The organism is Arthrobacter jinronghuae, from assembly GCF_025244825.1.
Classification (GTDB): Bacteria; Actinomycetota; Actinomycetes; order Actinomycetales; family Micrococcaceae; genus Arthrobacter_B; species Arthrobacter_B jinronghuae.
Genome location: NZ_CP104263.1, coordinates 3,021,101 through 3,041,160, shown reverse-complemented (window position 1 = coordinate 3,041,160; position 20,060 = coordinate 3,021,101). Strand labels below are relative to the sequence as shown.

Below are 20,060 nucleotides of genomic sequence, written 5' to 3'. Positions count from 1 at the left end.
ATCAACGAATTCTGAGAACAGACGACCAATGAGAACACCTTGACCCCGGGACCGGATGACGTGACAGACAAAGCAACAACGCCCCGCCCGTCCAAGCCCCGCCCCGACAAGGGACGCCGGGACGACGTCGCGCTGCCCGCCCTCGGGCTGCTCGGCACGCTGCGCTGGGCCTGGAACCAGCTGACCAGCATGAAGACGGCGCTGTTCCTGCTGCTGCTGCTCGCCGTCGCCGCCGTGCCCGGTTCACTGTTTCCGCAGCGCCCCGCCGATCCCTCGGTGGTCACGCAGTACATCAAGGACAATCCCGAAACCGGGCCCTGGCTGGACCGCTTCCAGCTTTTCGACGTGTATTCCTCCGTCTGGTTCTCGGCGATCTACCTGCTGCTGTTCATCTCGCTGATCGGCTGCGTGATTCCCCGGGCCAAGGCCCACTTCAAGGCCATGCGCTCCAAGCCCCCGCGTACGCCGAGCCGGCTTTCCCGGATGCCCGAGTACGGCACGCTCACCGTGCCGGCATCCATGTCGCTTTCCCCGGCCGAAGCCGTGCGGGACGCCGCAAAGATCCTGCGCCGCCGCGGCTACCGCGTGGACATCCGGGATGAGGGCACCGACCGGCCCTCCGTCGGAGCCGAGCGCGGATTCGCCAAGGAAGTGGGCAACCTGGTGTTCCACACCAGCCTGATCGGCGTCCTGGCCTGCGTGGCTGTGGGCGGGTTGTTTGGCTACAGCGGGCAGAAGATCGTGGTGGAGGGCGAGTCCTTCGTCAACACCCTGGTCAGCTACGACACCTTCACGCCCGGCTCCAACTTCACCGAAGACCAGCTGAGCCCGTACTCGCTGACGCTGGACGACTTCGAGATCGAATTCGACCGTGAATCCGAGACCCACTACGGACAGCCCCTGGACTTCACCGCCAACGTGACGGTGAAGGAAGACCCCGAGGCCGAGGCCGAGGAACAGGTGCTGAAGGTCAACTCGCCCCTGACGCTGGGCGGCACCCGGGTGTACCTGGTGGGCAACGGCTACGCCCCGGTAGTGACGGTGCGCGACGGCGAGGGCAATGTGGCGCTGGAAGGCCCGGTTGTCGCGGTGCCCACGGATGCCATGTACACCTCCCTTGCCGTGATCAAGGCCCCGGACGCCAAGCCTGACCAGCTGGGCTTCGTCGGGTTCTTCCTGCCCACCGCCATGATCGACGACGCCGGTGTCAGCTACTCCGGTGACCCCGATCCGATCAACCCCCAGCTGAACCTCAACTCCTACTACGGGGACCTGGGACTGGACGAAGGCGTGCCCTCCAATGTCTACGTGCTGGAAACCGAAGACCTGACCCCGCTGAACAACCGCGACCTCGATGCCGGCGGCATCGTGCTGGGTGCCAACCAGACCTACGAGCTCCCCGACGGCAAGGGGTCCATCACCTTCAGCGACCTCAAGCGCTACGCGGCGCTGGACATCCACTACGATCCGGGAAAGACCGGTGTCCTCGTGTTCGCCGTGCTCTCCCTGTCGGGTCTGGCTGCCTCGCTGTTCCTGGCACGCCGGCGGGTGTGGGTCCGGGCAGGCCAGCATCCCGACGGACGGGTCATGGTCGAATACGGGCTGCTGGCCCGGGGCGAAGATCCCCGGCTGACCAGTGAAGCAGCTGCGCTCCGCAGCCTGTTCGCTGAGAAGTGGTTGGCACAGCAGGACGCAGAAGGAAAGAATGTTGGACGGGCCACCGTCTCTGCAAACGCAACGGCGGACAGCAATGCCGCAGAAGAATCAGGTAAGGACCAGTAATGCCCTCCATCGATTACACCCTCGCCCTATACAGCGAGCGCTTTATGCTGCTGGCGGCATTCGCCTACACGGTCGCCTTCCTGGCGTTCGCGTGGGACCTGGCGAAAAGCAGCAAGACCATCCGGGCGGTGGAGAGCCGGCTGGAACAGAAAACCGCCGTGCGTGAAACCGTTCCCGCCGGCTCCGGCTCCGGCAACGGCTCCGCCCGGGACTGGGATGCCGACGGCAGCCGCGAGGCGCAGACCGCCGACAGCGCCATGGGCTACACCGGTCCGCGGCGCAACGCAGCACGGGTAGGCGTGGCCCTGACCGTGCTGGCCGCAGCCGTGCATGCGGCCGGCGTCGTCACCCGCGGCATGGCCGCGCACCGGGTGCCTTGGGGCAACATGTACGAGTTCTGCACCACGGGCGCCCTGGTCGTGGCCGTGGTGTTCCTGCTGGTGCTGACCCGCCGGGACCTGCGCTTCCTCGGCACCGTGGTGGTGGGCCTGGTGCTCGTCATGATGATGGCTGCCACCATCGGATTCCCGACGCCGGTGGCACACCTGGTTCCCGCGCTGCAGAGCTATTGGCTGATCATCCACGTTTCGGTTGCCGTGATCGCCTCAGCACTGTTCACGCTGACGTTCGCCATGTCCGTCCTGCAGCTCCTGCAGGCGGACCGGGAAACTCGGATCCGCTCCGGACGCAAGGAACGGCTGCCGTTCATGCGCATCGTGCCTTCCGCGCAGAGCCTGGAAAACCTGTCCTACCGCATCAACGCAGTGGCATTCGTGCTGTGGACCTTCACCCTCATGGCCGGCGCCATCTGGGCCGAACAGGCGTGGGGCCGGTACTGGGGCTGGGACACCAAGGAAGTTTGGACCTTCGTGATCTGGGTGGTCTACGCCGGTTACCTGCACGCCCGTGCCACCCGCGGCTGGACCGGAACCCGTTCCGCCTGGCTGTCGATCGTCGGCTACCTGTGCGTGGTCTTCAACTTCACGATCGTCAACATGTTCTTCTCCGGACTGCACAGCTACTCCGGGGTCTGACGCTTCGCGAAACGGCCCGCCCCGGAAAATACCGGGGCGGGCCTTTTTGTCTGTTCGTACGTCGACGCCGGGAGTTCGTCGGCGGCACCGGTATTAGGCCAGGCGGCGGAATCAGCGCGGCACGGTGAGGAGGGTACGGATCGCTTCCTGGACCTGCGACTTCAGTGGCGCGTGCCCCGCAGCAGTGGCCTGCGCGGCGCCGTCGAGCAACCAGGCGACCCAGGTGGCCAGCTGTGGTGCCGGGACAGAGCTGTCGATCTCTCCGCTGCGCTGCCCGTTCTCCACCTGCCGGGTAAGGAACCCGGCAACGAGTTCGGCTTCAGCGGCGAGGGCAGCAGCGACTGCTGGGTCTGCCTCCACTCCTGCGAGGCCGGAAACGAAGACCGGATAGGAGGCATCGGACATCTCGGCCTCGGAGGAGGCGGCATAGCTCAGCAGGGCAGCAAGCCCGGACGCCAACTCCTCTATGCGGGCGAGACGTGCGCGTAGCTCGTCGAGGCCGTCCTCGAGGACGGCCAGAAGAACCTCGAGCTTGGTGGGGAAATAGTGGAAGAACGTTCCCGATGAAATCCCTGCTGCACGGCAGATTCCCGCAGTGGTTGCCCGGCTGAAGCCATGTACCGCGAACTCGGTGGACGCCGCTGTGACGATACTCGCTCGCCGTAACGCGTATTTTTGGGGATCAACGAAGCGGGACACGCCCCAAGCGTAGCATTCCCCGAGTCGCTGCTCTAGAGTGGCGACTCTATGAACCTTCAGCAGAGATTCGGCCTGTTTCACAGCCGCCCGGACTGGCGCGCTGCCCGGCGCCCGCGACGGGGTTGGCAGATAGTGGCGGTGGGTATCGCCATCGCGTACTCACCCATGTGGCTGCCGCGGATCCCGGGTGCGGCGGGAATCGCTCCGGGGTTACCCGGCCCTGCATCGTCGATCTTTTGGAATGCGCTTGCCGTCGGGGGCCTTGCTGTCTACGTCGCCGCCGTCGAGCGCCGCCGGCCGGCATCCATCGGTATGCGGAAACCACAGGGAAAGGACCTGGAGTGGGCGCTTTACCTTTTTGGCGTGTATATGGCCTGGCAATGGCTGATCCGTGCGGTGCTTCCCCCAACGGCAGACACGGGTACTGCCGTTATCGCCGCACTGCCTGTCACAGCTGTCCTGGGCATGATCGTGTCAGCGGCGGTATTCGAAGAGATCCTTTACCGGGGCTATCCGATCGAACGCCTCAGCGAACTCACCGGCAGGCGTTGGCTCGCCTACGCGCTGACCGTTCCACTTTTCATTGCGCCGCACATATTCTTCTTCGGCGTGCAGTGGCTCTGGACAGCGGGCGTGGGAGCCGTTGTGATCTATGTGCTCTACGCGAAAACCCAAAACCTGCCGGCGTGCATGCTGCTTCATCTAGGCATCAACCTGCCGATCCTCATACCGACGATCGCCGCTCACGTCGGAGGGTGAATTCCGGGCAGCCGGGGAGCTAGGCGCCGGGCTTGCCGTCGTCGTTCTGTTTATTCCTGCCTTCTTCCTTGGCCCTCAACTCGGCCTCCCGGGCCCGGAGCTCGGCTTCCTTCTGAGCCTGGCGGCGCCGGACCTCGAGATTGCGCAGGAACTCGGGATCGTCGTCGGGCGCCGAGGGGCGCCGGGGCTCGCGCGGCCCGGGGCCTGCGGAGGGACGGCCGAACAGGAACCAGAGCACTGCGCCCAGGACCGGAATCAGGACGATGGTGAACATCCAGGACACCTTGGAAATGCTGCGCACCTCGTTTGCCCGGGACATGAGGCAGTCAATGGCGGCGTAAATGATCACGGCAGCGACGATGATGACGCCGAACAAGACAAGACGGGGCATACGGCCATTGTAGTGGAGGGCACGGTCCGTGGCGCCGGGTGGACGGAAGGAACGCTAAGGACGCCGAGCGCCTAGAATGAAGGCGTGGCTTTCTGGAAATTTACTGCTCTCCGCCTGGGTTTGGTGGCCGTCTTCTTCGTAATCTGCATGGTGCTGCAACTCGGCCTCCTGCTTTCGGCACTTGCTGCCGCCGTGCTGGCCTGGTGCGTGACCTACCTGTTTGCCCGCGATATGCGGGACGAGGCGGCCCGCACCGTGCAGCGGCGCTTCACCGAGGAACGTGCGCCCAAGCGCAACCGCGGGGAACTGGATGATTCCGCGGCAGAGGACACCTTGGTGGCCGAGAACCCGGACGTGCAGATCGACAACGACCGCCGCCGCGACGCCTAGCCTGCCGCGACGCGGTAAGCCTAGGCCAGCAGGCGCGTGAGGACGAGCCCGGCGCCGTAGAGCACGCTGAAGCCGAGGTTGATCAGCCCGGTGTGTTTCAGGACCGGGATCAGGCTGGAACCCTTCTTGCCGGTGAGCATCAGCCCGCAGGGCAGGATGCACGCCGGAATGAGCAGCAGCACCAGCAGGATCCACGGGTAGCTGCCCGCGATGAAGAGCGGCAGCAGCAGGGCCAGGGCCAGCATCATCACGTAGCTGATCCGGGCCGCGCCGTCACCCAGCCGCACGGCGAGGGTCCGCTTGCCGGCCACCCGGTCCGTGGGGATGTCCCGGACGTTGTTGGCCATCAGCAGGGCCATCGCGATCAGGCCGGTACCGATGGCGCCCAGCACCGCGGCGGTGTTGATTTCCAGTGCCTGCGTGTATGTGGTGCCGAGGGTGGCGACGAGCCCGAAGAACACAAAGACGAAAATATCGCCCAGCCCCCGGTAACCGTAGGGGTTCTTCCCGCCGGTGTACCCCCAGGCCGCGGCGACGCAGCCGATGCCCACGAGGATCAGGTACGGGGTGCCGGCCAGGACCACGAGGGCCACTCCCGCCAGCATGGCGGCGGCAAAGCACCCGAAGGCCGTGTACTTGACCTGCTTCGGGGAGGCCAGCCGGGAACCGGTCAGCCGCAGCGGGCCCACCCGGTTGTCATCCGTGCCGCGGATTCCGTCGGAATAGTCGTTCGCGTAGTTCACGCCCACCTGCAGCAGCACGGCGATCAGGGCGGCCAGGACGGCGCGGACGGGAGAGAACCCCCCGAGGTCGTACGCGGCGGCGGATCCGATGATGACCGGCGCGATTGCCATCGGCAGCGTCCTGGGGCGGGCGCCTTCTAACCATTGGGCGGCTGTAGCCACGGTGTTTTTCCTTAGTTCTTGAGTTGAGACAGGTGCGTAAAGGCGGGTCAGTGCCGCGCGGCGGCCAGGAGCCGCAGCAGCGTCATCCGGTCCGCCTTGCCGTTGGGCAGCAAGGGCAGGGATTCAAGCAGCAGGACCACCTTCGGGACCGCAGCGGCGCCCAGCCGGGAGCGGACGGCGTCGCGGACCAGTTCGGGGTCCACGCTGCCCACGACGGCGGCACCCACCCGGGAGCCCCATTCGGCGTCATCCAGGCCCAGCACAAAGGCCTGATCGACGCCGTCCACCGTCTCCACGGCTTCGGCCACGGCCTGCGCGGAGATCTTGATCCCGCCGCTGACAATCACGTCGTCCAGCCGGCCCGAGACGGTGACCTTGCCGGCGTCGTCCACCGTGCCGGTGTCATCCGTGCGGAACCAGCGGCGTCCGGAGTTGAACCGGAAACGGTCCTCGGTCAGGTCCGGCCGGCCCATGTACCCGTCCGCCAGGACGTCACCGGCAATCCACAGGCGCCCCTCCCACCGGATGACGTCGACGCCGGGCAGCGGCACGCCGTCGTAGACGCAGCCGCCGCATGTCTCGCTCATGCCGTAGGTGGTCACCACGTTCAGCCCGTAGCCGCGGGCCTTTTCCAGCAGGGGAGCTCCGGCCGGTGCGCCGCCGAGCAGGATGGCGTTGAACCGGCGCAGCACGCGCAGGGTTTCCGGCGCCGGATCCTGCAGCAGGCGGTGGAGCTGGGTGGGCACCAGCGAGGTGAAGCGGTTGCGGTCCGTCATGTCCTCCGCGGCCCGGGTGAACACCTCGGCGCTGAACGGCACGGACAGGTCCATGAAGACCGGCTGCGTCCCGGCGTACAGGGAGCGGACCAGGACCTGGATGCCGGCAATGTAGTTGACCGGCAGGGCAGCCAGCCACTGGCCGTCCGCCTTCAGGGCCAAGGCGGTGGCCATCGAGGATGCAGCCAGCGCGTCCGTGCTGAGCATGGTCTGCTTCGGGGTGCCGGTGGAGCCGGAGGTGCTGACCACCAGGGCAATGTCGTCATTGGGCAGTTCACCGGTGAAGGCCTGGGCCGGGTCGGTGTGCGGGGCCACCGCGGGGCCCTCTCCGGCCAGCGCATCGGCCAGCGGGGAGAGCAGCATGCCGGCGTCGAAGCCGGGGGTGATCAGGACTGGGAGCAGTTCCAAGGAGGTCCTAGAAGTAGTAGGGGAACGAGGACCAGTCCGGGTTCCGTTTGGCAAGGAAGGCCTCCTTGCCCTCCACCGCCTCGTCCGTCATGTAGGCCAGCCGCGTCGCCTCGCCGGCAAAGACCTGCTGTCCGGCCAGGCCGTCGTCGGCCAGGTTGAAGGCGAACTTGAGCATCCGGATGGCCTGCGGCGACTGACGGGCAATGTCTGCGGCGTATTCCAGGGCGACCTTTTCCAGGTCTTCGTGGTCCACGGCTTCGTTGACCGCACCCATGGCGACCATGTCCTCGGCGGAGTACTCCCGGGCCAGGAAGAAGATCTCGCGGGCCTTTTTCTGGCCGATCTGCCGGGCCAGCAGAGCCGAGCCGTAGCCGGCGTCGAAGCTGCCCACGGTTGCATCGGTCTGCTTGAACTTGCCGTGCTGGCGCGAGGCGATGGTCAGGTCCGAGACCACGTGCAGGCTGTGCCCGCCGCCCGCGGCCCAGCCGTTGACGACACTGATAACCACCTTGGGCATGGTGCGCATCAGGCGCTGCACTTCCAGGATGTGCAGCCGGCCGGCGCGTGCCGGGTCGATGGTTTCCTTGGTCTCCCCCTCGGCGTACCGGTAGCCGTCGCGGCCGCGGATCCGCTGGTCCCCGCCGGAGCAGAACGAGTGCCCGCCGTCCTTGGGGGAGGGGCCGTTGCCGGTGAGCAGGACGGTTGCAACGTCGGGTGTCATCCGGGCATGGTCCATGGCCCGGTACAGTTCGTCAACGGTACCGGGGCGGAAGGCGTTGCGAACCTCCGGCCGGTTGAAGGCGATGCGCACGGTCGGCAGGTCCCGCACGACTGCGCCGTCGGCGTCGCGCTCCACCTGGCGGTGGTACGTCATGTCCTGCAGGTCCTCGAACCCGGAAACGAGACGCCACTGCTGCGGGTCGAAGATATCGGACACCTGTGCTGGAAGTTCTGTGCTCACAAACCGAGTTTATCGCCCGTGGGCAAAACCGCCGGACGGCGGGCCTTCGGTGCGGTAAGCCGCTGCCCGTGCGCCGGTGTTCCCCGCTCCGGAGGCAGTTCTCCGCTTACCCCTGTCGGGTCCGGGCGCCCTGCCCCAAGCTTGGATGTATGGCTGGCTCCGTTTCGGGGATCGATGGCCCCGCATCCGATGCAATGCTCGCTCTCGGCAGGTTCTTCACCCGGTGGGATGAAACGGGTGACGGCCGGGCCGTGTTCCGGGAAGGCGGCCGCGAGGGAGACGCCTTCTACCGGAACCGGTGGAGCCACGACAAGGTGGTGCGCTCTACCCACGGCGTGAACTGCACGGGGTCCTGTTCGTGGAAGGTGTACGTCAAGGACGGGATCATCACCTGGGAGGCACAAGAAACCGACTATCCCTCGGTGGGGCCGGATCGGCCCGAGTATGAGCCCCGCGGCTGCCCCCGCGGTGCGGCCTTTTCCTGGTACACCTATTCCCCCACCCGGGTCCGGTTCCCCTATATCCGCGGGGTGCTGCTGGAGATGTACCGGGAAGCCAGGCGGCGTACGGGAGACCCGGTGCTGGCCTGGGAGGAGATTGTTCGCGACCCGCAGCGCCGCCGTACGTACCAGCAGGCCCGTGGCAAGGGCGGGCTGGTGCGCTCCAGCTGGGCCGAAGCCCTGGAGATGACGGCCGCGGCGCACATTTCGACGATCAAGAACTACGGCCCGGACCGCTGCACGGGCTTTTCGCCGATTCCGGCCATGTCCATGGTGTCGCACGCGGCCGGAGCCCGGTTCATCAACCTCATCGGCGGGGTGATGAACAGCTTCTACGACTGGTACGCGGACCTTCCCGTGGCCAGCCCGCAGGTGTTCGGCGACCAGACGGACGTCCCCGAATCCGGAGACTGGTGGGATGCCACCTACCTGATGATGTGGGGCTCCAACATCCCGGTGACCCGCACGCCGGATGCGCACTGGATGGTGGAAGGGCGCTACCGCGGGACCAAGGTGGTCTCCGTTAGCCCGGACTATGCGGACAACACGAAGTTCGCGGACGAATGGCTGCCTGCCGCCGCCGGCTCCGACGGGGCGCTTGCCATGGCCATGGGACACGTGATTCTCAAGGAAAACTTCGTTGACCGGCGCGTGCCGTTTTTCGAGGGCTATGTGCTGCAGTACACCGACCTGCCGTTCCTCGTCACGCTCGAGGAGCGGGATGACGGCACCGTGGTGCCGGGGAAGTTCCTCACCTCCGCAGACCTGGGGCGCCGTGAAGCCAAGGCCTCCGACTCCGCGTTCAAGACGGTCCTGCTGGACCGCGGCGCCGGCACCCCGGTAGTGCCCAACGGATCCGTGGGATTCCGGTACAACGAGGCCGACGCCGGCAAGTGGAACCTGGACCTGCAGGGGGTGGTGCCTGCACTGTCCATCGCGGATGCCGCTACCGTCCGGCAGGGGATCAGCCGGGTGGACCTGCCTGCCTTCACCGAGCCCGGCGGCACGGGCTCCGTCCTGCGCCGCGGCGTGCCGGTGACCACGGTGGCGGGGAAAACCGTGACCACGGTGTTCGATTTGATGCTCGCCCAGTACGGGCTCGGGCGGAACGGGCTGCCGGGGGACTGGGCGGCCGGGTACGACGACGCCGGCACCCCCTACACTCCGGCGTGGCAGCACGAGATCACGAATGTGACTCCCGAAGCCGTGATCCGCACGGCCCGGGACTTCGCAGCCAACGCGGAGAAATCGAACGGCCGGTCCATGATCATCCTCGGCGCCGGCATCTGCCAGTGGTACCACGGGGACGTGACCTACCGGGCCATCCTGGCGATGCTGATGCTCTGCGGCTGCCAGGGCCGCAACGGCGGCGGGTGGGCCCACTACGTGGGCCAGGAAAAGTGCCGGCCCATCACCGGCTGGGCAGCCATGGCTTCGGCCGGGGACTGGAACCGGCCGCCGCGCTTCATGATCGGCACCGCGTTCTGGTACATGCATACCGACCAGTTCCGTTCGGACGGCTATTCCTCCGATTCGATGCAGTCGCCGTTGGCCACCGGACACCTGCGCGGGCTGCACACTGCCGATGTCATCGCGAAGTCCACCCGGATGGGCTGGATGCCTTTCTTCCCCCAGTTCGATGCAAAGAACTCCCTGGATGTTGCCGACGACGCGGCCGCAGGGGTGGCCCGGGGCGAGGCGAGCGACGAGGCGGGGTGGGTGGCGCAGCAACTCAAAGACGGGCGGCTGCGGTTCGCGGTGGAGGACGTTGACGCCCCGGAAAACTGGCCGCGGACGCTGATCCTGTGGCGGTCGAACCTGTTGGGCTCCTCGGCCAAGGGGGAGGAGTATTTCCAGAAACACCTGCTGGGCACGCTGAACAACGTTATGGGCGCGGATCACAGCGAGTCCCGGCCACGCGACGTCGTCTGGCGTGAAGACGCGCCGCAGGGCAAGCTCGATCTGCTCGTCTCCGCCGACTTCCGGATGACGAGCTCCACGCTGCTGTCCGACGTCGTGTTTCCCGCTGCCACCTGGTACGAGAAATACGACCTGTCCTCCACAGACATGCACCCCTATGTGCACGCCTTTACCTCTGCGATTCCGCCGCCGTGGGAAGCGAAGACGGATTACGACCTGTTCCGCCTGCTCTCGGAGGAGTTCTCCCGGCAGGCCGAGACGCACCTCGGAGTGCGCAGGGACCTCGTAGCCACCGCGCTCACGCATGACACGCCCGGGGAAATCGCGCAGCCCGGCGGGCACGCCCCGGATTGGAAGGGCACGGATATCCCGGCGGTCCCTGGAAAGAACCTGCCCTCCCTCGCCGTGGTGGAGCGGGACTATACGGCCATCGCCGAGAAGTTCGCCGCCGTCGGACCGCTGGCGGACAAACTGGGATTCACCACCAAGTTCGTGAAGTACGACGTGTCCCGGCCCCTGGCGCAGCTGGCCCGCAAGCACGGCGTTTTTGACCGGGGTGCGGCGGCGGGCCGCCCTGCGGTGGACACCGATGCCCGCATGGCCGAAGCGATCCTGCTGCTTTCCGGTACCACCAACGGGGAACTGGCACTGCAGGGTTTCCGCACCCTGGAGAAACGGACCGGCACGCCGCTGGCGGATCTGGCCGAGGGCGCCGAGGACCGGCAGATCACCTTCCGGGACACCCAGGACCGGCCGACGCCGGTGCTGACCTCCCCGGAGTGGTCCGGCTCCGAGACCGGAGGCCGGCGCTATGCACCGTTCACGATCAACATCGAACGGCTCAAACCCTTCCACACGCTCACCGGTCGGATGCATTTTTTCCTCGACCATGACTGGATCCTGGACATGGGTGAGGCGCTGCCGATCTACCGGCCGCCGCTGGACATGCACCGCCTGTTCGGAGAACCGCAGCTGGGCACCCGCGGGGAGCTCTCCGTGGCAGTGCGTTACCTGACTCCGCACAACAAGTGGTCCATCCATTCCGAATACCAGGACAACCTGCTGATGCTCTCGCTTTCCCGCGGCGGAACGTCGGTATGGATGAGCCGGGAGGACGCCGCACTGATCGAGGTGTCGGACAACGAGTGGGTGGAATGCGTGTCCAACTCCGGGGTGCTGGTGGGCCGGGCCATTGTCAGCAGCCGGATGCCGGCCGGGGTCATCTACGTCTACCACGCGCAGGAACGGATCATCGACGTGCCCAAGTCCGAAGCCACCGGCCGGCGCGGCGGCATCCACAATTCCGTGACCCGGATCCTGGTCAAACCCACCCACATGATCGGCGGGTATGCCCAGCTGTCCTGGGCCTTCAACTATCTCGGTCCCACCGGCAACCAGCGGGACATTGTCTCCGTGGTGCGCAAACGTTCCCAGGAGGTGCAGTACTGATGCGGATCATGGCTCAGACAGCAATGGTGATGGCGCTGGACAAGTGCATCGGCTGCCACACCTGCTCGGTAACCTGCAAACAGGCCTGGACCAACCGGGCCGGCACCGAATACGTCTGGTTCAACAACGTGGAAACCCGGCCCGGGCAGGGGTATCCGCGCAGGTACGAGGACCAGGAGCGGTGGAAGGGCGGCTGGGAGCTGAATAGCCGCGGCAGGCTGAAGCTCAAAGCAGGCGGGAGGCTGGCCAAACTCTTCGGCATCTTTGCCAGCCCGGTCCAGCCGGAGCTGAACGACTACTACGAACCCTGGACCTACGACTACGAAAACCTGATCAACGCACCTGCCGGCAACGACTTTCCCGTGGCCAAACCCAAGTCCCTCATCACCGGCCAGGACATGAAAATCACCTGGTCGGCCAACTGGGACGACAACCTGGGCGGGTCCGAGCAGACCGGCGGGCAGGACCCGGTGCTGGAGAAAATGCGCCGGGACGCGGAGGAGAAGGTGAAGCTGGAATTCGATTCCACCTTCATGTTCTATCTGCCCAGGATCTGCGAGCACTGCCTGAACCCCTCCTGCATGGCCTCCTGCCCAAGCGGTGCCATCTATAAGCGCGAAGAGGACGGCATTGTGCTGGTGGACCAGGACCGCTGCCGGGGCTGGCGGCAGTGCATCACCGGCTGCCCGTACAAGAAGATGTACTTCAACCACCGCTCCGGCAAGGCGGAGAAGTGCACGTTCTGCTATCCGCGCATCGAGGTAGGCATCCCCACGGTCTGTGCCGAAACGTGTGTGGGCCGGCTGCGGTACATCGGGATTTTCCTGTACGACGCCGACCGCGTCACCGAGGCTGCCTCCGTGCCCAACGAGCAGGACCTCTACGAGGCGCAGCTGGACCTGATGATGGACCCCAACGATCCGGAGGTCATTGCCGGCGCACGGGCCGAAGGCATCCCGGAGGACTGGCTGGACGCCGCCCGGCGCTCGCCGGTCTACGCCCTGGCCAAGGAAATGCGGGTGGCGCTGCCGCTGCACCCCGAATACCGGACAATGCCGATGGTCTGGTACGTGCCGCCGCTGTCCCCGATCGTGGACGTGCTGAAGGAGCAGGGGCACGACGGCGAGGCAGCGGAGAATCTCTTCGGCGCCATCGAGGCCCTGCGGATTCCGGTGGAATACCTCGCCGAACTCTTTACCGCCGGAGACACCGACCTTGTCACCGCAGTGCTGCGGAAGCTTGCCGCCATGCGCGCCTACATGCGGAACATCACCCTGGGTGATGAGCCTGACGAGCGGATCGCGGCCGACGTCGGCATGACCGGCGAGCAGATCGTCGCGATGTACCGGCTGATGGCCGTTGCGAAGTACGAGGAGCGGTATGTGATTCCCGCCGCGCACGCGGAGGACGCGCACAACCTCGAGGAGATCGGCTGCTCCCTGGATGTCGAGGGCGGTCCCGGGATGGGACAGACCGGGGTGTTCGGTGAGGCCTCCGGGCGGCCGATGCCCGTGGCGGTGGAGAACTTCGAAGCCCTGCAGGCCCGGCAGCGCGGCGAGGACCCGACGGGCAACGGCAACCTGGGCGGGCGGGTGAACCTGCTCAACTGGGACGGACGGGGCTCACCGCAGGGGCTGTTCCCGGCCAACAACAACCGCGGCGCACCCGATGAGGGTGCCGGCGAGGGCCTGGGTGCCGGATACGACCAGGCCGAGGGCGACGGGCCTGCATCGGATCAAGGCAGGGCTGATAAATGAGCCTGCTGGAGAAGCTGCTCGGCAAACCCGGGAAGGGCACCCTCGCGCCCGAGCCCTACGCCGATGCCCGGCCCGGCCGCAGCCGGGTGATCCGGCAGGCGGCTGCCCTGCTGCTCGAATACCCTGACGAGCAGCTGGTGGAACTGATCCCGGGAATCCGCGCGGCCCTGGCTGAAGCCGGGGTGCCGGCAGGGGAGCTGGAACCTCTCTTCGACTGGCTGTCGTCCCGGCCGCTGCCGGATGTGCAGGCCGCCTATGTACAGGAATTCGACCTGTCCAGGCGGCACAGCCTGCACCTGACCTACTGGACCGACGGCGATACCCGCCGCCGGGGCGAGGCGCTCGCCGCCTTCAAGGAGATCTACCGCTCCCACGCAGTGCTGCCGGAAGGCACCGAGCTGCCGGACTACCTGCCCCTGGTGCTGGAATTCGCCGCGAAGGTTTCCCCGGAGGACGGGTACGAACTGCTGCAGCGCTACCGTCCGTCAGTGGAACTGCTCCGGCTGGCCCTGCGGGACGACGGCCTGCCCTACGAGGGCATCTTGACCCTGGTCTGTTCCACCCTTCCCGGAGTCTCACCCGAGACCCAGGCCGCCGTGATGCGTACGGCGGGCTACGGTCCGCCCACCGAAACCGTGGGGCTGGAGCCGTACAGCTCGCGGCTGCTGCCCGTGAGCGAAAGGAGCCACCCATGACTGCCGTAGCTGCACCGCTGGATGTGCCGCCGCCGGAGAACGTGCAGGTGGGCGTGGACGACGTCATGCTGTGGGGAGTGCTGCCCTATCTGGTGCTGGCCATCCTGGTGCTCGGCTCCATCTGGAGGTACCGGTATGACCAGTTCGGCTGGACCACCCGGTCATCCCAGCTCTACGAGTCCAGGCTGCTGCGCATTGCTTCCCCGCTCTTCCACTTCGGAATCCTGGCGGTGATTGTGGGGCATTTCGTCGGATTGGTGATTCCGAAAACCTGGATGGACGCCATTGGACTCAACGAGGACACCTACCACTTCTTCGCCCTGAGCGTGGGCATCCTGGCCGGCGTAGCCACGCTGGTGGGGATAGTGCTGTTGATTTACCGACGCCGGACCACCGGCCCGGTCTTCATGGCCACCACCCGCAATGACAAGGCGATGTACATCTTCCTGCTGGCGGCGATCCTGACCGGACTGGCGACCACGGTCTTTTCCGTTTTCGACACGAACATCGTCAACTACCGGGACACCGTGGCGCCGTGGTTCCGTTCTGTCTTCATCCTGCAGCCCGACATCACGGGAATGACGGCTGCCTCCATGTCCTTCAAGATCCACACGGTCTTCGGGCTGGTGCTCTTTGCCATCTGGCCCTTCACCCGCCTGGTCCATGCGTTTACCGCGCCCGTGCACTACCTGTTCCGGCCCTACATCGTCTACCGCTCACGGGGTCCGCGGCCGGTTACGGGTTCGAGGACGCCGCGCGGCGGCTGGGACCCCGTGGGGACACCCGACCGGGACCGTCCGGGCGGTCCTTAGGAACTGAGTTCATCTGGCGGAAGGCAGGCAGCCCATGTCCACAGCATCTTCTCCTCCGGCCGCAGGCGCAGACCTCCGGTCCGGCCAGCTACGGAACCTGATCGTGGCAACCATTGCCTCCACGGTGGGGTTCTGGGCCTGGACGATCATCGGACCGCTCTCCAGCCGCTACGCCGCAGACATGGACCTGGGCGCCGGACAAACCTCGGTCCTTGTGGCCATGCCGATTCTGGTCGGCTCGGTGGCCCGGATCCCCGTCGGCGCCCTGACGGACCGCTACGGCGGCCGGGTCATGTTTACCGTGATCCTGGGGGTGACGGCGCCGCTGGTGCTGCTCACCGGAATCGTCGGCCAGTTGGGCAACTTCCCGTTCCTGGTGGTCATCGCGTTCTTCCTGGGCATCGCCGGGACCGTCTTCGCCATCGGCATCCCCTTCTGCTCGGCCTGGTACGAACGGAGCCGGAAAGGCTTCGCCACTGGGGTATTCGGGGCCGGCATGGTGGGGACGGCCGTGTCGGCGTTCTTCACCCCGCGGCTAGTGGCCGCCGTCGGCTACATGGGCACCCACATCACCATCGCCGTCGTCGTCGCAGCCATGGCGGTGCTGAGCTGGCTGATCCTGCGCGAATCCCCGGCCTGGTCAAAACCCACGGAACCGGTGCTGCCGAAGATCACCCACGCCTTCACCCTGCGCGTCACCTGGCAGCTGTGCTTCCTGTACGGGGTGGTGTTCGGTGCGTTTGTGGCATTCTCCAATTACCTGCCCACGTATCTGGGCAATGTCTACGATTACGACGCGACTGCGGCAGGAACCCGGACCGCAGGCTTCGCCGTGGCCGCCGTCATCGCCCGCCCGATCGGCGGCACCATCGCGGACAAGGTGGGGCCGAAGCTGGTCACGCTCGCATCCTTTGCCGGCACGGCGGTCCTGGCCGTTATCGTTGCCCTCCGGCCCGAGGAGGAGGAGGTCTACGGTACGGCGTTCATCCTGATGGCCTTGTTCCTGGGACTGGGCACCGGCGGAGTCTTCGCCTGGGTGGGCCGTGCCGCTCCGGCGCAGGACGTAGGTACCGTCGGCGGGATTATTGCCGCCGCCGGAGGGCTCGGCGGTTACTTCCCGCCCCTGGTCATGGGGGCAACCTATGACCCGGCGAACCGCAGCTATTTCGTAGGCCTCATGCTGCTTGCGGTCTTTGCCGCCGTCGCCCTGCTCCTGACGTTCACGGTGCGCAACGGCGGCAGGGTGGATATCCGCTCCGCTACCTGAGCCCTTTGCCTCAGGAGCCCGGCGGGTAGAGTCGGAGCATGGGTGCAACTGAACTGATTCTGGTCCGCCACGGCGAATCCGCCGGTAATGTGGCCGCTACCCGCGCGGGCCGCGAGGGCGCCGAACGTATTGACCTTCCCTGGCGGGACCCTGACGTCCCGCTCAGCCCCGACGGCGAGCAGCAGGCTGCAGCGCTTGGCCGCTGGATTGCCGGGCTTCCCGCCAAGGAACTGCCCGACTCCGTCTGGTGTTCGCCCTACCTGCGGGCCCGGCAGACGGCGGAACTGGCGGGGCTGGCCGGCCTCACGGGCGGCATGCGGGTTGATGAGCGCCTGCGGGACCGGGAACTGGGGATCCTGGACCTGCTGACCTCCGCCGGCGTCGCAGCGCGGTATCCCGAGGAAGCCGAACGCCGGTCCTGGCTGGGGAAATTCGCCTACCGTCCGCCGGGCGGCGAGTCCTGGGCCGACGTCGCCCTGCGGCTGCGTTCGGTGTTCCGGGACCTTGACGACGAGGAAGACGGCAAGCGTGTGGCAGTGGTTTGCCACGACGCTGTCATCCTGCTGATCCGCTACGTCCTGGAACGGATGAGCGAGCAGGAACTGCTGGACACCGCCGCCGCCAACAGCGTGCGGAACGGCTCAGTGACCCGGCTGGTGCGCCCAACCGGTACCGGGCCCTGGAAGCTGCACACCTTCAACAGCGTGCTCCATCTGCAGGACAGCGGAGCACCGGTCACCGAACATGCAGGAGAAACTGATGACATCCACCCCCGCTGAGCTTGTTACCCCCGCGCTGCTGCGCGGCTGGCGGCTTTCCACCGAGGCCTCCGGCAAGGAGGACCGCGGCACCGTGCTGGTGATCGGCGGCGCCCGGAGCACTCCGGGAGCGGTGATGCTGGCAGGGCTTGCCGGGCTGCGGGTCGGCGCCGGCCGCCTGACCATGGGTTTGGCGGAATCGGCGGCGATCGCCGTCGCCGTGGCGATCCCCGAATCCGGAGTGGTGGGACTGCCTGAGGAAGACGGCGGAATTGACGGCGGTGCGGCCGGCAAGCTGCTCGAATCCGATCTTTCGACGGCGTCGGCAGTGGTCATCGGCCCCGGCCTGGACGACGCCGAGCAGGCTGCGGCGCTCTTGCGGTCAGTGGTTCCGCTGCTCGGGGAAAAGACCCAGGTGGTACTGGACGCCTTTGCCCTCGGCGTGCTGCCCGGGCTGCCGGAACTTTACGACACCCTGGCCGGCCGGCTGGTCCTGACCCCGAATGGTGCCGAAATCCTGCGCCTCCTCGAGGACGAGGATGCAGACGAAGACTCCCTGGACCTGCCGAAAGCCTCCAAGGAGGTGGCACGGAAATACTCGGCGGTGGTCAGCGCGCACAACGTCATTACCGCGCCTGACGGAAGGAGCTGGGAAGTGCCGGCAGGGAACTCGGGCCTGGGTACTTCCGGGTCCGGGGATGTCCTCGCCGGTGCGGTGGGCGGATTCCTTGCCCGCGGTGCGACGCCGGAACAGGCAGCGTGCTGGGGCACGTATCTGCACGCGGTGAGCGGGGACCGGCTCTCCGCCTCGCGGGGCCCGCTCAGCTTCCTGGCACGGGAACTGCTCGAGGCCATGCCTCCGGTGATCGCGGAGTTGAGCTAGCGAGGGGCTGTATCCCGGCAGAACGGCCCATATCCTGAGGTAATGACAGCGAACGAATACCGGACCGGTCCGTCGGGGCGCCCTGCGGCCCAAATCCCGTGGCTTTCCTACCGTTTCACTCGCCGTGACGCGGTGGCAGCTGGCTTCTACGTAGTGTTCCTGCTGGTCCTGAGCTTTGCGCCCGGACTCGTTATGCCTGTCCTGGTGATGCTGGTTCCGGATCCGGTTGCAGCCGCCTATGTCCTGAACCTGGCGTTTTACGGGGTTGCCGGTCTGCTGGCCTTCCTGGCGGCCCGGCCGTACGTGGTGCGGGAAACGAAGATCCTAGCCACCCGGCCGGTGCTGTCCCTTTCCCTGATTCCCGCCGGCGTCATCGCCATGCTCATTGCCACCATGATCGGGGCGCTGCTGAGCGGGCAGGTCGAAACGGCGGTAAACCAGGAAGCCGTAGAGGGATTCGTGGGGTCCGTGTCGCCCTGGCTGGTGGTACCGCTGCTGGTGGTGCTGGCACCGTTTGTCGAGGAGTACATTTTCCGGCACCTGCTGATCGGCAAACTCAGCCGGTACTGGAATCTCTGGGGCTGCTGCATCCTGTCGGTCCTGTTGTTCGCCTCCATCCACATTGTGGGCAAGGAATCCCTGTCCCTCCCGGTCCTGATGCCTTACCTGGCGATGGGTGTCACTCTTGTCGGCATCTACGTCTGGGCCGGAAACAACTTCATGCTTTCCTACGGTGTGCACGCCGCGAAAAACCTGCTGGGTGTCATCCTCATCTACAGCGTGCCGCCGGAGCTGCTGCAGCAGTAGCTACCGTGCCGTGAGGTGCCTACAGGGCCTGCCCGGCCCCGGAATCCGCACGGATCCCGGGGCAGAACCAACGGCTAGGAGCCGGCTTTTTCGATCCGCTCAGTTTCCGGTGCCCGCACCAGGGAGCCGTTGCATGGAACCACCCGCTCCGGCCGGGCCAAGTAGAAAAAAGAGCTCCGGGCATCGGAATCGAATCCGCCCGGCACCATGAGGGTGGAATAGCGCTGGCACCACTGCGGGGTGTCGACGGCGGCCTCAAGCGCGGTGGCCACGGCCCGAACATTGTGGAACCACATCAGCTGCTGGGTGCCTTCGGACACCAGGTAGATGAGGTCCAGCTGCGGATCGGCCGTGACTTCGACGTCCGACCACTGCTCCCAGCCTTCGAGCCGGCGTCGGTGGATCCAATGGATGTTGTGGCCCGGGGCGAAGCCGCTGCAGTTGCTGAGGCCGGATTTGCTGACACTGGAAATGCTCACAGTGGGTTCCTTTACAGGTTGTCCTTGCCTGCAACGGACGAAGCAGGCCGCTTCGTCATCCGAACCACCCGCCGAACAGTGGGGTTGGTGTGGGGCCAGTCGGAGCTTTTGTGCCCGGGGAACCGGGCGGAGGCCACATCTCGTGAAGCTGAAAACTACTCTAGCGGAGGCCACTGACATTTCGACAGGGGACCGTTTTCGGAGCCCTGGTGGACGTTTGGCGGCGGGCGCGTAAGGCAGACGCCGAATCTATGGCTCGCGAGGAGCGTCTTCTTAAGTTAGGGGAACGGTTCATCGTCGCCGTCGCCGTCGGTGACCAGGAGCAGATTTGGGAAGCAGCGGAAAAGAAGATCCAGGCGCTGCGCGCGATAGCTGATGCCGACACGTCGCGGGCGGAGGCGGGCAAAGGGTGGGTGCGTCTGGTCCCTGCTGAAGCCATTAATCCCCGGGAGCATAGTGTGGCTGGTACTTCCAGGTACAAACTGCTTTCAACGCTGAATCCGGTGTACCCGCTCGAAGGGTAGTGGCAGCTAGTCCTTTCCGAACATGAGGCCTAAGCCCACGCCGCCGAGGTAGCCCGCTAGTGGCTGACCTTTGGCATCCGTCGACGGCCCCCACGAAGGAGTCC

Annotated in this window: 19 protein-coding genes and 1 riboswitch; of the genes, 13 read left to right on the top strand and 6 right to left on the bottom strand. The window is 66.3% G+C overall.

The window, feature by feature from the left end:
- Positions 1–60: 60 nt before the first annotated feature.
- Both resB and ccsB read left to right on the top strand, forming a co-directional pair.
- Entirely contained in the window at positions 61–1,782 is a 1,722-nt protein-coding gene (resB, locus tag N2K98_RS14265) for a cytochrome c biogenesis protein ResB (protein WP_407079847.1), read from the top strand.
- A complete protein-coding gene (ccsB, locus tag N2K98_RS14260) occupies positions 1,782–2,816 on the top strand; it encodes a c-type cytochrome biogenesis protein CcsB (RefSeq protein ID WP_255864918.1) in 1,035 nt (344 codons plus the stop codon). Before resB ends, ccsB begins: the two co-directional genes overlap by 1 nt.
- A gap of 111 nt (positions 2,817–2,927) precedes the next feature.
- Here the strand turns inward: ccsB and N2K98_RS14255 are convergent, their stop codons facing one another.
- On the bottom strand, positions 2,928–3,515 hold the full coding sequence (locus N2K98_RS14255; RefSeq protein ID WP_255864919.1) for a TetR/AcrR family transcriptional regulator: 588 nt from the start codon (positions 3,513–3,515) through the stop codon (positions 2,928–2,930).
- A 138-nt stretch (positions 3,516–3,653) separates the two neighbouring features.
- On the opposite strand from N2K98_RS14255, the gene N2K98_RS14250 reads away from it, so the two are divergent.
- The gene (locus N2K98_RS14250) at positions 3,654–4,274 is read left to right on the top strand and encodes a CPBP family intramembrane glutamic endopeptidase (RefSeq protein WP_255864920.1); all 621 of its coding nucleotides are present in this window, start codon (positions 3,654–3,656) and stop codon (positions 4,272–4,274) included.
- Positions 4,275–4,293: 19 nt separating this feature from the next.
- Here the strand turns inward: N2K98_RS14250 and N2K98_RS14245 are convergent, their stop codons facing one another.
- Positions 4,294–4,665 (bottom strand): PLD nuclease N-terminal domain-containing protein, encoded by a 372-nt coding sequence (locus N2K98_RS14245; protein WP_229950268.1) that lies wholly within the window; start codon positions 4,663–4,665, stop codon positions 4,294–4,296.
- An 84-nt stretch (positions 4,666–4,749) separates the two neighbouring features.
- Here N2K98_RS14245 and N2K98_RS14240 point away from each other — a divergent pair, with 84 nt between their 5' ends.
- Positions 4,750–5,055, top strand: a complete 306-nt coding sequence (locus tag N2K98_RS14240) for a DUF4229 domain-containing protein (protein WP_255765024.1) — start codon at positions 4,750–4,752, stop codon at positions 5,053–5,055.
- 20 nt (positions 5,056–5,075) lie between these two features.
- Here the strand turns inward: N2K98_RS14240 and N2K98_RS14235 are convergent, their stop codons facing one another.
- From N2K98_RS14235 to N2K98_RS14225, 3 genes are read right to left on the bottom strand one after another with little or no spacing between them, the layout of a single operon-like run.
- Positions 5,076–5,960, bottom strand: coding sequence for a 1,4-dihydroxy-2-naphthoate polyprenyltransferase (locus tag N2K98_RS14235; protein ID WP_255796862.1), 885 nt, complete (start codon positions 5,958–5,960; stop codon positions 5,076–5,078).
- A gap of 47 nt (positions 5,961–6,007) precedes the next feature.
- The gene (locus tag N2K98_RS14230) at positions 6,008–7,144 is read right to left on the bottom strand and encodes an AMP-binding protein (protein WP_255796863.1); all 1,137 of its coding nucleotides are present in this window, start codon (positions 7,142–7,144) and stop codon (positions 6,008–6,010) included.
- 7 nt (positions 7,145–7,151) lie between these two features.
- Positions 7,152–8,105: a 1,4-dihydroxy-2-naphthoyl-CoA synthase gene (locus N2K98_RS14225; RefSeq protein WP_255864921.1), complete on the bottom strand. Its 954-nt coding sequence runs from the start codon at positions 8,103–8,105 to the stop codon at positions 7,152–7,154.
- Between the two features lie 149 nt (positions 8,106–8,254).
- Here N2K98_RS14225 and N2K98_RS14220 point away from each other — a divergent pair, with 149 nt between their 5' ends.
- From N2K98_RS14220 to N2K98_RS14185, 8 genes are read left to right on the top strand one after another with little or no spacing between them, the layout of a single operon-like run.
- On the top strand, positions 8,255–11,974 hold the full coding sequence (locus N2K98_RS14220) for a nitrate reductase subunit alpha (RefSeq protein WP_255864922.1): 3,720 nt from the start codon (positions 8,255–8,257) through the stop codon (positions 11,972–11,974).
- The gene (gene narH, locus N2K98_RS14215; protein WP_255864923.1) at positions 11,974–13,731 is read left to right on the top strand and encodes a nitrate reductase subunit beta; all 1,758 of its coding nucleotides are present in this window, start codon (positions 11,974–11,976) and stop codon (positions 13,729–13,731) included. The genes N2K98_RS14220 and narH overlap by 1 nt, the downstream gene beginning before the upstream one ends.
- Positions 13,728–14,426, top strand: a complete 699-nt coding sequence (gene narJ, locus N2K98_RS14210; protein ID WP_255864924.1) for a nitrate reductase molybdenum cofactor assembly chaperone — start codon at positions 13,728–13,730, stop codon at positions 14,424–14,426. Before narH ends, narJ begins: the two co-directional genes overlap by 4 nt.
- Positions 14,423–15,238: a respiratory nitrate reductase subunit gamma gene (gene narI / locus N2K98_RS14205; protein WP_255864925.1), complete on the top strand. Its 816-nt coding sequence runs from the start codon at positions 14,423–14,425 to the stop codon at positions 15,236–15,238. Before narJ ends, narI begins: the two co-directional genes overlap by 4 nt.
- 34 nt (positions 15,239–15,272) lie before the next feature.
- Positions 15,273–16,505 (top strand): MFS transporter, encoded by a 1,233-nt coding sequence (locus N2K98_RS14200; RefSeq protein ID WP_255864926.1) that lies wholly within the window; start codon positions 15,273–15,275, stop codon positions 16,503–16,505.
- A gap of 38 nt (positions 16,506–16,543) precedes the next feature.
- Positions 16,544–17,284: a histidine phosphatase family protein gene (locus N2K98_RS14195; protein WP_255864927.1), complete on the top strand. Its 741-nt coding sequence runs from the start codon at positions 16,544–16,546 to the stop codon at positions 17,282–17,284.
- Complete coding sequence (locus N2K98_RS14190; protein ID WP_255796871.1) at positions 17,265–18,146, top strand: NAD(P)H-hydrate dehydratase; 882 nt, start codon at positions 17,265–17,267, stop codon at positions 18,144–18,146. Before N2K98_RS14195 ends, N2K98_RS14190 begins: the two co-directional genes overlap by 20 nt.
- Positions 18,147–18,188: 42 nt before the next feature.
- Complete coding sequence (locus N2K98_RS14185; RefSeq protein ID WP_255864928.1) at positions 18,189–18,953, top strand: CPBP family intramembrane glutamic endopeptidase; 765 nt, start codon at positions 18,189–18,191, stop codon at positions 18,951–18,953.
- A gap of 74 nt (positions 18,954–19,027) precedes the next feature.
- Here the strand turns inward: N2K98_RS14185 and N2K98_RS14180 are convergent, their stop codons facing one another.
- Positions 19,028–19,432 (bottom strand): hypothetical protein, encoded by a 405-nt coding sequence (locus N2K98_RS14180; protein WP_255796873.1) that lies wholly within the window; start codon positions 19,430–19,432, stop codon positions 19,028–19,030.
- Between the two features lie 15 nt (positions 19,433–19,447).
- Positions 19,448–19,580, bottom strand: a riboswitch (SAM riboswitch).
- Between the two features lie 103 nt (positions 19,581–19,683).
- Here N2K98_RS14180 and N2K98_RS14175 point away from each other — a divergent pair.
- On the top strand, positions 19,684–19,956 hold the full coding sequence (locus tag N2K98_RS14175; RefSeq protein ID WP_255864929.1) for a hypothetical protein: 273 nt from the start codon (positions 19,684–19,686) through the stop codon (positions 19,954–19,956).
- Positions 19,957–20,060: the final 104 nt, after the last annotated feature.